This window comes from Streptoalloteichus tenebrarius (genome assembly GCF_024171885.1).
GTDB classification, from domain to species: domain Bacteria; phylum Actinomycetota; class Actinomycetes; order Mycobacteriales; family Pseudonocardiaceae; genus Streptoalloteichus; species Streptoalloteichus tenebrarius.
On record NZ_JAMTCP010000010.1, the window covers coordinates 1 to 12,051 of the forward strand.

Consider the following 12,051-nt stretch of genomic DNA (forward strand, 5'->3'; position numbering starts at 1 on the left):
CCGGACAGCCTGGCCAGCCCGGACAGCCTGGCCAGGCCGGACAGCCAGGCCAACGCCCGCCGGGTTCCGAACGGCCGGGTTTCGACCCCCGCCTCGGGGGAAGGGCGCCGCTGGTGGGCGGTGCCGCTCCGCCGGTGTTCACGCCGTCCCCGGCGCCCGCGCCGGGCGGCGCGCCGTTGCCGCCGCAGGGCTTCGCGACGTCGTCGGGGTCCGGCTTGCCACCCGGGCCGGCGCGACCGCACGCCCTCGGCCCCGGCGTGCAGCAACCCGTCCTCGGGCCGAACCTCGGCTCGTCACCGCACGGTGGGGGCGCCGTCCCCCAACCAGGCGGTGATGCGCAGACCGGCGCGGGCGTCCCGGTCGCTCCGCACCCCTCCCCGTTCGCCCCGGGGAACGGTTCCCCGTTCCCCGGAACGGCCGTCCCCGCCCCGCTCCCTGGCCAGCCCTGGGACCTGCCGCCGCACGGCCCGTCGCCGGCCGGTCACGGCGACCCGGTGCGGCCGGCAAGGCGGGACGACCAGATCATGGCGTTCTACCTGCACATGTTCCCGATCGGCCACATGCCGAAGGTGGCGACGCGGCCGGAGCGACAGCTCCGCGCCCCCGCGTCCGAGCGGAACTTCGCGTCGGGCCTGCGGTTCCCGCCGCAGGACCACCCGATGTCCGGCATGGTCGAGGACGCCGAGGCGCTGCGGCGGGTCAGGGCGGGGGAGCGGCCACCGCCGGCCCCGGCGGCCGCGCCGGCCCACCACCCCGAGGTGGAGGCGTTGGCCGAGGACCACGAGCCCCTGGGCGACGTGGCCGAACGCGACTGGCAGCGCCGGTTCCTGGTGCGCCCCGCCGACCCGGCCGCGGGCCGCCGCGCCGAGTACAACTGGCCGCCCTCGGAGATGTTCCCGGAGGGGTGCCTGGAGCCCGCCGAGCCGTGGGTGCTGGACGAGGGCACGGTGCTCGACCGCTTCGGCGACCCCGAGGGGCGGGTGCTGGCCGAGGCCGGCACGCCCTTCCGGTTCCGCTGCCTCCCCCCGGAGCACCTGCGTCGCGGTTACCGCCGGTACCGGGTGCTGCGGTCCCTGCCCGTGTGGCGGGCGACGACCGCGCCCTGGTTCGGCCAGCCCGGCGGCGGCGACCGGTACCGCGCGACGTACCCCGTCGTCGAGCTGGTCGCGCTGGGCTACCTGGAGGAGATCGAGCTGGTGCCCCCGGCTCCGGAACCCGCGCCGGCAGGGGACGTGGGGCTGAGTGGCGACGGCGCGGTCGTCGCCCGGGACGGCGCCGCTCCGGCCGGGGCGGCCGACGACGGGAGCGGTCCGCGGGACCGGGACCGGGACCGGGTTGACGGCGCGGAGCCCCCGACGCGGGGTCGGGGCGGCGAGACGGAGGCGCAGGCGTGAACGCGGAGTCCGTGCTGAGCTGGCTGGAGTCCCTCGGCGTGCCGCCCGGCCTGGTGTCGGTCGGCGTCGAGGCCGACGACGCCTGGTGCCTGGTGCGGGACGACAACCTCGGGGAGGACGGCGAGCCCGCGTGGGAGGTGTACTGGCGGGAGCAGGGCAACCGCTACGACTGGGCCCGCTTCTCCAACGAGCAGGTGGCCTGCTTCTACCTCTTCGGTCGACTGGCCTGGACGCAGGCCGTGCGGGGCCAACTCCGGTTGGCGGAGTGACCCGGATCTCCGGACACGTTCTGTGACGATCACCCGGGTGGCGACGCGCCCGGACGCCGGTGCGGGACGTGAGCTTCCCTCGGGTGATCGGGCTTGCCCTGTCACACGACAGCGGCGGGATCACTCCGGCGGCGTGACCACGTTCGGGGAGCACCTGGACACATGGCGTGCGCGGTGTGTGCACTGGCACGCGTGCGTGGAGGACCGCGTGCTCCGCGGTGACAGCCGCAAGGCGGCCGGGCGCGAGGCGCGGTTGGCCGAGGTCCCCGCCGCCGTGCTGACCGAGCCGGCGGGAGTGGCCCACTGGGCGCACGAGGAGGCGTCCCGCCTGCTCCGCCCGGCGACCCCCGACGTCCACCACTGGCACGCCAGGACCGAGGACCCCAGCTACGCCGGCCGGCGGGCCGCCCTGCTCGCCATCGAGGCCGCGGCGGGTCGCAGCGCCTACGCCACGTCCGGGTCGGCCCCGAGCGGGTGATCGACCTGTGCGTGGAGGCCGTCACTCCCGAACGGGTGCCCCTCCCTGCGCGACGCCAGCCAGGAGACCGCGACGCCAGCCAGGAGACGACGTGCCCCAGGAATCCCAGCGGGCACGTGTTCGTGGAGAACCCCAGGCGGGAGTGGCGCCGCGAGCACTGCGGCCAGCGGCTGTGAGCCTGTGAGCCTGTGAGCCGCCAGCCTGTGAGCCGCCGGGAGGCCTCAGGCGCGCGTCACCGGGTTCCGAGCACGCCCAGCGCCGCGTCGTGGAGCACGCCGTTCGACGACAGGGCCGAGCCGGTGTCGTAGCGCGGCGTTCCCGCCAGGTCGCTGAACCGGCCGCCGGCCTCCTCGACCAGGACCTGGACCGCCGCGACGTCCCACGGGTTGACGATCGGCTCCACCGCGAGGTCGATCACCCCCTCGGCGACCAGGCAGTGCTGCCAGAAGTCGCCGAACGCCCTGTTCTCCCAGCAGGAGTCCACGAGCGCCAGGTACGCCTCCCGCGAGTGGTGCTCCACCCACGAGCCGAGGTGCGTGGTGGAGAGGTAGGCGTCGCCCAGCTCCGTGACCCCGGACACGGCGATGCGCCGGCGCGTGCCGTCCAGGTCGCTCGTCCACGCGCCGGCGCCCCGCGCGGCCCACCAGCGACGCCCCAGCGCGGGCGCGGAGAGCACCCCCACCACCGGCGTCCCCGCGTCGACCAGGGCGATCAGGGTGGCCCACGCGGGCACCCCGCGCAGGAAGTTCTTGGTGCCGTCGATCGGGTCGAGCACCCAGGCCCGGCCCGCGCCGACCTCGCCGCCGCGCTCCTCGCCGGCCACCGCGTCGGCCGGGCGCTCCTCGGCGAGGACCGCGCGCACCGCGTCCTCGACCGCCACGTCGGCGTCGGTGACCGGGGTGCGGTCGGGTTTGCGCTCCACCCTGAGGTCGCGCGCCCGGAACCGGGCCAGCGTGATCGCGTCCGCCGTGTCCGCCAACCGGAGGGCGAGGTCCAGGTCCTCGGCAAGGGTGGTCACCGGGGCATGCTCGCACGCCTAGTCTTGTGGCCGTGAGCGTGGTGCTGCTGGCCGAGGACGATCCGGCGATCGCCGAGCCCCTGTCCAGGGCGTTGCAGCGGGAGGGCTACCAGGTGCTCGTGGTCGGCGACGGTCCCGCCGCGCTGCGCGAGGCCGAGAACGGGGTCGCCGACCTGCTGGTGCTGGACCTCGGCCTGCCCGAACTGGACGGCCTCGAGGTCTGTCGCCGCCTGCGCGCGGCGGGGCGGGACCTGCCCGTGCTCATGCTCACCGCCCGCGCCGACGAGGTTGACTTCGTGGTCGGCCTCGACGCCGGCGCCGACGACTACGTGGCCAAGCCGTTCCGGCTGGCCGAGCTGATGGCCCGCATCCGGGCCCTGCTGCGCCGGCGCATGCCCGAGGCGGTGGAGGTCAACGGCGTGCGCATGGACCTGGCCGCGCGGCGGGTGCAGGTGGACGGGCGCGAGGTGCAGCTCGCCAACAAGGAGTTCGAGCTGCTGCGGGTGCTGATCCAGCACGCGGGGCAGGTGGTGAGCCGGGACGAGATCCTCACCACGGTCTGGCACGACCCCGAGCTGAAGGCCAGCAAGACCCTGGACATGCACATCTCCTGGCTGCGTCGCAAGATCGGCGACGGCAACGGCAGGGAGCGGCGCATCTCCACGGTGCGCGGCGTCGGCTTCCGGTTCAACACCGACTAGCCGGGCGGGGGACCGGCGGTGCGGCGACGGATCCTGCTCGGCACCCTCCTCGCGGTGCTGGTGACCGCGGTGGCGCTCGGCCTGCCCCTCGGCTACACCGCGATGCGGGTGGTCGAGGACATCACCAGGGCTGACCTGAAGAACCGGGCGCAGCAGATCGCGGCGACGCTGGACAACCAGCTCGCCACGTTGGCCGAGGTCAACCTGGAGGAGGTGAAGCTGGCCGTGCCGCAGGGCGGCCGGCTGGTGGTGACCTCGCGCACCACGGGGGAGGAGCGCTACGGCGGCGACCCAGGACCGGACGCGCTGGTGGAGACGGTGCCGATCGTCCACGAGGGACGCGTGGAGCTGTCCGCCCCCTCGGGCCCGCTGCGCGACTCGCAGACCGAGGTCGCGTTGCTGGTCGGCCTGCTCGTGGTGCTCTCGGTCGGCGTCGGGATGATCGTCGCCTCGCTCACCGCGCACCGCATGGCCGAGCCGCTGCGGCACGTCGCGCGGCGGGCCGCCCGGCTCGGGGCCGGGGACTTCCGGCCGGACTCGAAACGGCACGGCGTCGCCGAGCTGGACCGCGTGGCCGAGGCCCTGGACGCCTCGGCGACCGCGCTCGCCCAGTTGCTCCAGCGGGAGCGCAACCTCGTCGGCGACGTCTCGCACCAGCTCCGCAGCCGGCTGACCGCGCTCCAGCTCCGGCTGGAGGCGTTGGCGACGCACCCGGAGCCGGCCACCGCCGATGAGGCCCGCGCCGCGCTGGAGCAGGCGGAACGGCTCTCCGCCGCGCTGGACGACCTGTTGGCCTCGGCGCGGGCGGCGCGTCAGGTCAGCGCGGAGCCGCTCGACCTCGGCGAGGAGCTGCCCGCGATCGGTGAGGACTGGCGGGAGCCGCTGCGCGCGGAGGGGCGCGTGCTGCGGCTGCGGGTCCCGTCCGGGCTGCTCGCCCGCGCCACGCGGGCGCGCCTGCGGGAGGCGATCGGGGTGCTGCTGGACAACGCCCTCCGCCACGGGGACGGGACGGTGACGCTGTCCGCCAGGCCGGGGGAGGGCACGGTCGTCGTGGAGGTCTCCGACTCCGGGCCCGGCGTGCCCGACGAGCTGGTGCCGCACATCTTCGAACGGGGTGTGTCCGGCGCGGGGTCGACCGGCGTGGGGCTGGCGCTGGCGCGGGCGCTCGTCGAGGCCGACGGCGGCCGGCTGGAGCTGAACTCGCCCCGCCCGGCCACCTTCTCGGTCTTCCTGCGGGTGCCGCGCGCCGACGACGTGCTCGGCGTGCCCTGGCGGTCCGACGCGACCCCGCGCTGAGCGGGCGCCGCCGCCCGGCGTGGGTCCACCGAGCCCATCGAGTCCACTGTGGAGGGAGCAGGGCGGGGCTGGCGCTGAAGTCCCGGGCGGGGCTGGCGCCGGAGTCCCGTGCGGGGCTGGCACCGGAGTCCGTGCCGCCGCGAGAAACGGGAGAGGGCGGTGCGCGGGGTCCCCGCGCACCGCCCTCTCGACGACGTCGGACCTCTCAGGAGTGCCCTGGCGTTCTCAGGAGTGCCCGAGCTCCTCGACCGTCTCGTCCTCCTGCACGCTGCCCCGCCGGGCCCGGCCGTTCTCGTCGGGGAACACCCACTTCCGGTAGGCCCAGAACCGGAACACCATGGCGACCAGGGTGCCGACGATCTGCGCGCTGGCGAAGTCCGCGATCTCCTGCACCAGGCGGCCCACCTCGGGCTCCTGGAGGTGGAGGACGTAGCGGGAGACCCACAGCGGCGCCGCGTTGAGCGCGAGCCCCACCCCGTTGAGCACGAAGAACAACGCGGCCTCGTGGTGCCGCTCGCGCCCGCCGCGCTCCCGGAAGGACCACTCGCGGTTGAGGATGTAGGAGACGATCGTCGCCACCAGGGTGGCGAGGATCTTCGCGGTGACCGGCTTGGGCGCGAGGATCGTCGTCTTCAGGAGGAAGAAGATCGCGGTGTCGATCACGAAGGTGGTTCCGCCGACGATGGCGAACTTCAACAGCTCCCGGTGCTTGTAGGCCACTTCCCGCAGGCGGGGCGGGATCCGGCTCATCACGGTATCGACGACGGACACTCCGCCGAGTGTACGGAGACCTACTTGATCGGTTCGCGCAACCGTCATTCCCCGCTGTGGCACGCGATTCTCGTCACAGATCCGGTGTCCCCGTCCGGCTACCGGGGCGCGGGGAGCGCCACCTCACACCGTTGGCCGGCCTGCCCCGGCAGGAGCGCGGGATCGCTCGGGTCCTGGCACCGGGGCGTGGCGGCGGGACCCGACGGAGCGGCGGGGGACGCCGGGGACGACGTCGTCGGGCTCGGCGTGGTGGTGGACGGGGCGGGCGACGGCCGCGCCGGCGGTGACGAGGGAGCCGGCGTGGTGGTCGCCGGCGGACCGCTCGTGGTCGTCGGGCGCGGCGGCTCGCTCGTCGTGGTCGTCGGCCGTCCGGGCTGGTCGGGCTGGTTGGGCTGGTTGGGCGCTGAGGGGCGGGGCCGGTCGCCGTCCTCCGGTCGCGACGGCGTCGACGGGTGCCGGTCGGACGGCTGGGGCGAGCCCGACCCAGAGGGCCCAGAGGTCCCGGAAGGCGCTGAGGGCCCGGTGAGCACGGACGACGCGGGGATGGAGCCGAGGACGGGCAGCCCCGGCGGGCCGGGCGGCCGCTCCGGGCCGGCGAGGTGCTCGCTGGGCCGGTCAGGGTTCCGGTGGTCGACGGTGATCGACCGGCTGACGGCCGCCTCGCCGAGTCGGGCGGCGACCTGGACGACGCCGTGGAGGTCCCAGCCCACGAACCACGCGGAGAAGCGGTAGGTCTCGCCGGGCCGGACGTCCTTGGTGGCGGTGCAGGTGAGGGTGCGCCCGGAGTGCGCGCAGCCGGGCTGCACGGAGATCGGGGGGAGCTGCCACGGCGACTCGACGGTCACGCTCGGCCGGCCCGGCAGGTCCCCGGTGTTGTTCGCGGTGATCTCCAGCCGGGTGGCCGGCGGCAGCCCCCACCGGACGACCCGCACGTCGAGGTCGACGCCGTGCCGGCGCTGGGCCACGGTGAGGCCGACCCTGACCGGCATGGGCGCGCCGGGGCCGCCCCTGACGTCGCCGGTGATCGTGCCGTCGCCGATCTGCGGGCCGGCGGCGAGCACCAGGGTGAACGTCATCTGCTCCCTGGCGGCCAGTCCCCGGTCGGTGACGCACTCGATGTTCCCGGTGCAGCTCACCGAGGGCGGCGTCGCGCTCCCGGCGGGCGTCGGCCCGGCGGAGAGCATCCGCGCGGTGGAGGCGCGGGCCGGCGACGCGGTGACGCCCTCGGGCAGGGCGAGGGACAGCCGCACCGGCTCGGACGGGCCGTCCCCGGTGTTGGTCACCGTGATCGGCAGTTCGACGGTCTGCTCCGGCGCCAACGTCACGGAGCTGGGCGCGCTCAGCGCCAGGCTCGGGGCCGGTCGCGGCGGGTTCCCGGGGTCCGGGTCCCCCGGCTCGGGACGTCCGGGGTCCGGGGGCGCCGGCGGATCGGCGGGCTGAGGAGGCTGGGCGGCGTCGGCCGGCGCGGGAACGGAACCAGGGGCGGGCTCGGGGTTCCGCGTCTCCGGTGCGGCGGGCGGCGGAGCGACCAGCGGCGGCGCGGCGGGGCTCGGCGAGACCGCCGCCGGCGGGCGGACCGAGGGCGACGACGGCTCGGGGGAGACCGGCGGGGGCGCCTGCGTCGCGGGCGCGGGCTGCTGGGTTCTCGGCGGTGGCGGAGGCGGCTCCGCGAGCCGCAGCTCGATGCCGGCGGGGCCGGCCACCAGGCCCACGGCCACCACGGCGGCGAGGGCGGCGGTGGACGCCGCCGTCCCGGCCGCCTGCCGGGGCAGCGAACTCCCCGCGCCGCCGGAGCCGCCACCCGTCGAAGCCGGGCCAGCCGCCGGGCCAGCCGGACCGGTCGCCGGGCTGGTCGCCGCCGCACCGGACGCGGTGACCGCGGCCGCGCCCCAGCCGCCGGTCGAGGTCGCGGCCGACGCGAGGTAGGCGCTGGTCGCGCCACCCAGCACGATCGGCGCGACGAACGCGCGCAGCGCGCCGTTGACGTCGGCCAGCTCGGCGGCCAGCGCCCGGCAGCGGTCGCACTCGTCGAGGTGCTTCTCGACCTGCGCGGTCTCCCGCCGCGACAGCCCGCCGCGCGTCCACGCGCCGAGCCGGTCGACGGTGGCGCGGCACCGGGCCTCCCCGGTCTCGGCGAGGTGGACCTGGAGGTAGGCCTGTCGCAGCCCCTCCCTGGCGCGGTAGGCCAGCGCGGACACCCCGTTCGGCGTCAGCCCGAGGAGGGGCGCGACCTGCGCGGGGGACTGCCCCTCGATCTCGGTGTGCCACAGCACCGCCTGCCACCGCTCCGGCAGCCGGGCGAACGCCTTGGCGGCGAGCGAGCGCTCCAGGCCGGCCACCGCGGTGTCGCGGAACGGCACGCTGGTCACCGAGGGCGGGGCGACGGCGGTGACGTCGTCGGACAGCTCGACCCGCCGCTCCCTGCGGGTGCGGTCGTAGGCGGTGTGCCGGACCGCCGTCAGCAGGTAGGCGCGGAAGGCGGTGTCCGGGCCACCCCCCGCCCTGAGCGTGTCCAGCACCTTGGCGAACGCCTCGGAGACCAGGTCGTCCGCCTCCGCCTGGGAGCGGGAGAGCTGGCGGGCCAGGTTGAGCGCCGCGGAGACGTGCCGCTGGTAGAGCTGACCGTACGCGTCGACGGTGCCCGCGCGGACCGCTGAGATCAACTCGGCGTCGCTGGGGCCGTGGACGTCTGCGGAGGCAGTGGACACCCGGCTCCTCCCCTCTCCTGCTCGCTCAGTGTGACGAACCAGGGGGGTTTTCGTCACGCCGAACAGCGTCACGAATTGGGGCGGACACCGTCACCCCAGTGGTGTATTCGGCCGAGAGGTCGGGGGGAAGGAGGGGACCGACGGTGATCGTTCCGACGGACCCCGGACGGATCGGCGGGGGATCCGCGCTGGTCGCGCGCCTCAGACGGCGGTGGCACGCGGCGAGCATGCTGTCCGGCTGGACGTTCGGGGGGGACTGGGCGGCGCCGCAGGTGGACGAGGTGTGCCTGGCGGTGGTGGCGCGGCTGCCGCTCGCCGGGCCGCTCGCGGCGCTGGGGCGGGCGCGGGCCAGGGCGGGGGTCGGGCTCAGGGAGACGCTCGTCGACCTGGCCGCGCTGCACGCCGTGCTGGTGGACCGGGGTGAGGCCGAGCCGGCGGTGGCCGACCCGGACGGCGTGCCCGCGAAGTGGGTGCGGCTGGTGGCGGAGGGGTGGGCGGACACGCTCGACGAGCGGACGGCGGCCGGCGGCGTGACGGACGCGCTGACCGGGCTGGTCACGCCCGCCTACCTGCGGACGCGGCTGCGGGAGCTGTACCTCGCCGGGGCGGCGGACGGGCGGCCGGTGGACCGGACCCACGCGCTGGTGGCGGTGGCTCTGGACGTCTCCGCCCTCTCCGGTCTGGCCGGCTGGGCGCGGTTGGTCGCGATGACGCTGGTGGGTGAGGTGTTGCGGGCGGTCTTCGACGAGGGGGAGACGCACGCAATTCTTCGCCCGTCCGTGGGAGTGGTGCTCGCGCTCCGCAACGCACGGCTCACGGACCGGCTGGTGATGACCCGGGATCTGCTCGCCCAACGGCTCGCGGCCGACCCGGAACTCGGATCGGGCGACCTCGTGCGGGTGTGGTGGGAACCGTTGCCGGCGACCCACGCGGAGGCCTGCGCCGTGCTCGACCAGCTCGGGAGGTGACCCGCGCCGTGGAGTGACGACCGGCGGTGCGGTTCCGCTCCTCGAAGGAGGTGCGTTCTCTTCACGGCCTGTGATTTCTCTCGGCCGACTTGTCGGAGTTATCCAGCCGACTTGTCGGAGTTATCCACAGGTGCCCGAGTTATCCACAGGTGCGGTCGCTGCCGCTGCGGCGGCCGGGCGGTGATCGGTAGGCTGGAGCAGGGCTCGCCCCCCAGGGCGGGTGGGGGCTGACCTGGGGTGATGGGAGAGCGGGGCCGGGGGAGGGCCCGCGGTGAGGGGCGTCCGGAGACGTCGGGCTCACCGGGTCTGACCGGCCGGGTAGGCGTGGCGCGGAGCCGTCGCACGGGGGTTGTCGCATGGGGGTCCCGGCCCGGACCGGGCAGTGCCGTTCGGCCCGTCTGTCCTGCTCCGTTAGGCTGACGAACCCGTGGACCCCCGCACCGGAACCCCCGTCGTCGGCATGGTGGGCGGCGGGCAGCTCGCCCGGATGACCCATCAGGCCGCCATCCCGCTCGGCCAGTCCCTCCGCGTGCTGTCGGTGGCCGACAGCGATCCGGCCGCCCTAGTCGCCAGGGACGTGGTGCTGGGCCACCACACCGACCTCGACGCGCTCCGCTCCTTCGCCGAGGGGTGCGACGTCCTCACCTTCGACCACGAGCACGTGCCGAACGAGCACCTGCGCGTGCTGGTCGGCGAGGGCGTCAAGGTGCACCCCGGCCCCGAGGCCCTGCTGCACGCCCAGGACAAGCTGGTGATGCGCCGCCGGCTCGCCGACCTCGGCCTGCCCGTGCCGCCGTTCGCCGAGGTCACCCGGCTCGACGACGTCCTGGCGTTCGGTGCGAAGTTCGGCTGGCCGTGCGTGCTCAAGGCCGCCAGGGGCGGCTACGACGGCCGGGGCGTCTGGATGCTCGACACCCCGGAGAGCGCGCGGCGCGCGGTGCCCGAGTTGCTGGAGGCGGGAACGCCGCTGCTCGTGGAGCAGTGCGTGCCCCTGCGCAGGGAGTTCGCCGCCCTCGTCGCCCGCTCGCCGTTCGGGCAGGGGGCCGCGTGGCCGCTGGTGCAGACCGTGCAGAAGGACGGGATCTGCGTCGAGGTGCTGGCGCCGGCGCCCGAGGTCCACCTGGAGCTCGCCGAGTCCGCGCAGGAACTCGCCCTGCGCGTGGCCGACGAGCTGGGCGTCGTCGGCGTGCTCGCGGTCGAGCTGTTCGACACCGACGCGGGCATCCTCGTCAACGAGCTGGCGATGCGCCCGCACAACTCGGGCCACTGGACGATGGACGGCTCGCTGACCTCGCAGTTCGAGCAGCACCTCCGCGCCGTCCTCGACTACCCGCTCGGCGCGACCGACCCGGTGGCGCCGGCCGTGGTGATGGCGAACGTCCTCGGCGCGCCGGCCACGCCCGAGATGGGGGTTGACGAGCGCCTGCACCACCTGTTCGCCCGGTACCCGGACGCCCGCGTCCACCTCTACGGCAAGGCGGAGCGGCCGGGTCGCAAGATCGGCCACGTCAACGTGCTGGGCGAGCGGATGGAGACGGTGCGGGAGAAGGCCCGCCTCGCCGCGCACTGGCTCTCGCACGCCGAGTGGCTGGACGGCTACCAGATCCACTGAGCGCCGGCGTCGTCGACGTCCGTCGCGTCCGGTGTGGGCGACGTGCGGCGTCGCCCGCGCCGGGACGGCCGGGCGCGCCGCCGGACCAGACGAACCCCGCGGTCGTGGGGTCCAACGGAAGGAGGAGGGCGTGGCGGACGACCCGATGGTCGGCGTGATCATGGGCAGTGACTCCGACTGGCCCGTGATGGAGGCGGCGGCGCGGGCCCTGGCCGAGTTCGGCGTGCCGTACGAGGTGGGTGTGGTGTCCGCGCACCGCACGCCGCAGCGCATGCTCGACTACGCGCGGGAGGCCGCGGGCCGGGGGCTGCGGGTGATCATCGCGGGCGCCGGCGGGGCGGCCCACCTGCCCGGGATGGTGGCCTCGGCGACCGTCCTGCCGGTGATCGGCGTCCCCGTGCCGTTGAAGCACCTCGACGGCATGGACTCGCTGCTGTCGATCGTGCAGATGCCGGCCGGCGTGCCCGTCGCGACCGTCTCGGTGGGCGGCGCGCGCAACGCGGGTCTGCTCGCGGTGCGCATGCTGGCCGCCGGCGACCAGGTCCTCCAGCAGAAGATGGCCGCCTTCCAGGCCGACCTGGAGCGGATGGTGCTGGACAAGGACGCCGCGCTGCGCGAGCGGGTCGCCGGCTCCTGACCCGGGTTCCGAGGCCGGTTCCGAGGCCGGTTCCGAGGCCGGGTCCGGCGTCGGGGCGACGATCACGACGTCCCGGCGCCGGGCCGCCTTGTCACCCGCTCCCGACCGGGGCAGGCTCGGGGTTGCGATCCAGGGCACAGGTGTCCCCGTGTGAACGGGGGCTAACATCCTGGTCAGCGACGCAGCTACCGGGAGGTAA

Annotated in this window: 13 protein-coding genes; 8 read left to right on the forward strand and 5 right to left on the reverse strand. The window is 75.5% G+C overall.

Going from position 1 to position 12,051, the window contains the following annotated elements:
- Both LX15_RS11630 and LX15_RS11635 read right to left on the reverse strand, forming a co-directional pair.
- The coding region (locus tag LX15_RS11630) for a hypothetical protein (protein WP_253669555.1) at positions 1 to 266 on the reverse strand (266 nt) is incomplete at its 3' end.
- 27 nt (positions 267 to 293) lie between these two features.
- Positions 294 to 485: a hypothetical protein gene (locus LX15_RS11635; RefSeq protein ID WP_253669556.1), complete on the reverse strand. Its 192-nt coding sequence runs from the start codon at positions 483 to 485 to the stop codon at positions 294 to 296.
- A 9-nt stretch (positions 486 to 494) separates the two neighbouring features.
- Between LX15_RS11635 and LX15_RS33085 the strand changes: the two genes are divergently transcribed.
- The 3 genes from LX15_RS33085 to LX15_RS11650 all read left to right on the forward strand — a co-directional run bounded on the left by LX15_RS33085 (position 495) and on the right by LX15_RS11650 (position 2,141).
- Positions 495 to 1,394: a TNT domain-containing protein gene (locus tag LX15_RS33085; protein ID WP_308213451.1), complete on the forward strand. Its 900-nt coding sequence runs from the start codon at positions 495 to 497 to the stop codon at positions 1,392 to 1,394.
- The gene (locus LX15_RS11645) at positions 1,391 to 1,663 is read left to right on the forward strand and encodes a hypothetical protein (protein WP_253669557.1); all 273 of its coding nucleotides are present in this window, start codon (positions 1,391 to 1,393) and stop codon (positions 1,661 to 1,663) included. Before LX15_RS33085 ends, LX15_RS11645 begins: the two co-directional genes overlap by 4 nt.
- Positions 1,664 to 1,871: 208 nt before the next feature.
- The gene (locus tag LX15_RS11650) at positions 1,872 to 2,141 is read left to right on the forward strand and encodes a hypothetical protein (protein WP_253669558.1); all 270 of its coding nucleotides are present in this window, start codon (positions 1,872 to 1,874) and stop codon (positions 2,139 to 2,141) included.
- A 232-nt stretch (positions 2,142 to 2,373) separates the two neighbouring features.
- Here the strand turns inward: LX15_RS11650 and hisN are convergent, their stop codons facing one another.
- Positions 2,374 to 3,159, reverse strand: coding sequence for a histidinol-phosphatase (gene hisN, locus LX15_RS11655; protein ID WP_253669559.1), 786 nt, complete (start codon positions 3,157 to 3,159; stop codon positions 2,374 to 2,376).
- Positions 3,160 to 3,191: 32 nt separating this feature from the next.
- On the opposite strand from hisN, the gene LX15_RS11660 reads away from it, so the two are divergent.
- Together LX15_RS11660 and LX15_RS11665 are read left to right on the forward strand one after the other, a co-directional pair.
- Positions 3,192 to 3,860: a response regulator transcription factor gene (locus LX15_RS11660; protein ID WP_253669560.1), complete on the forward strand. Its 669-nt coding sequence runs from the start codon at positions 3,192 to 3,194 to the stop codon at positions 3,858 to 3,860.
- 18 nt (positions 3,861 to 3,878) lie between these two features.
- Positions 3,879 to 5,156, forward strand: a complete 1,278-nt coding sequence (locus LX15_RS11665) for a sensor histidine kinase (protein ID WP_253669561.1) — start codon at positions 3,879 to 3,881, stop codon at positions 5,154 to 5,156.
- A gap of 225 nt (positions 5,157 to 5,381) precedes the next feature.
- On the opposite strand, the gene LX15_RS11670 is transcribed toward LX15_RS11665, so the two are convergent.
- Together LX15_RS11670 and LX15_RS32420 are read right to left on the reverse strand one after the other, a co-directional pair.
- Positions 5,382 to 5,927 carry a GtrA family protein gene (locus tag LX15_RS11670; protein WP_253669562.1) on the reverse strand — a complete coding sequence of 182 codons (546 nt, stop codon included), beginning with the start codon at positions 5,925 to 5,927 and terminating at the stop codon, positions 5,382 to 5,384.
- 98 nt (positions 5,928 to 6,025) lie between these two features.
- The gene (locus LX15_RS32420; RefSeq protein WP_308213452.1) at positions 6,026 to 8,635 is read right to left on the reverse strand and encodes a sigma-70 family RNA polymerase sigma factor; all 2,610 of its coding nucleotides are present in this window, start codon (positions 8,633 to 8,635) and stop codon (positions 6,026 to 6,028) included.
- A gap of 143 nt (positions 8,636 to 8,778) precedes the next feature.
- On the opposite strand from LX15_RS32420, the gene LX15_RS11680 reads away from it, so the two are divergent.
- The 3 genes from LX15_RS11680 to purE all read left to right on the forward strand — a co-directional run bounded on the left by LX15_RS11680 (position 8,779) and on the right by purE (position 11,852).
- Positions 8,779 to 9,603: a GGDEF domain-containing protein gene (locus LX15_RS11680; protein WP_253669563.1), complete on the forward strand. Its 825-nt coding sequence runs from the start codon at positions 8,779 to 8,781 to the stop codon at positions 9,601 to 9,603.
- Between the two features lie 427 nt (positions 9,604 to 10,030).
- Positions 10,031 to 11,215 carry a 5-(carboxyamino)imidazole ribonucleotide synthase gene (locus LX15_RS11685; RefSeq protein ID WP_253669564.1) on the forward strand — a complete coding sequence of 395 codons (1,185 nt, stop codon included), beginning with the start codon at positions 10,031 to 10,033 and terminating at the stop codon, positions 11,213 to 11,215.
- Between the two features lie 145 nt (positions 11,216 to 11,360).
- Positions 11,361 to 11,852, forward strand: coding sequence for a 5-(carboxyamino)imidazole ribonucleotide mutase (gene purE / locus LX15_RS11690; RefSeq protein WP_253669676.1), 492 nt, complete (start codon positions 11,361 to 11,363; stop codon positions 11,850 to 11,852).
- Positions 11,853 to 12,051 lie beyond the last annotated feature (199 nt).

Coding starts and splice junctions, on each gene's coding strand:
- purE (WP_253669676.1), top strand. CDS start 11,361: ATGGTCGGCGTGATCATGGGCAGTGACTCCGACTGGCCCGTGATGGAG.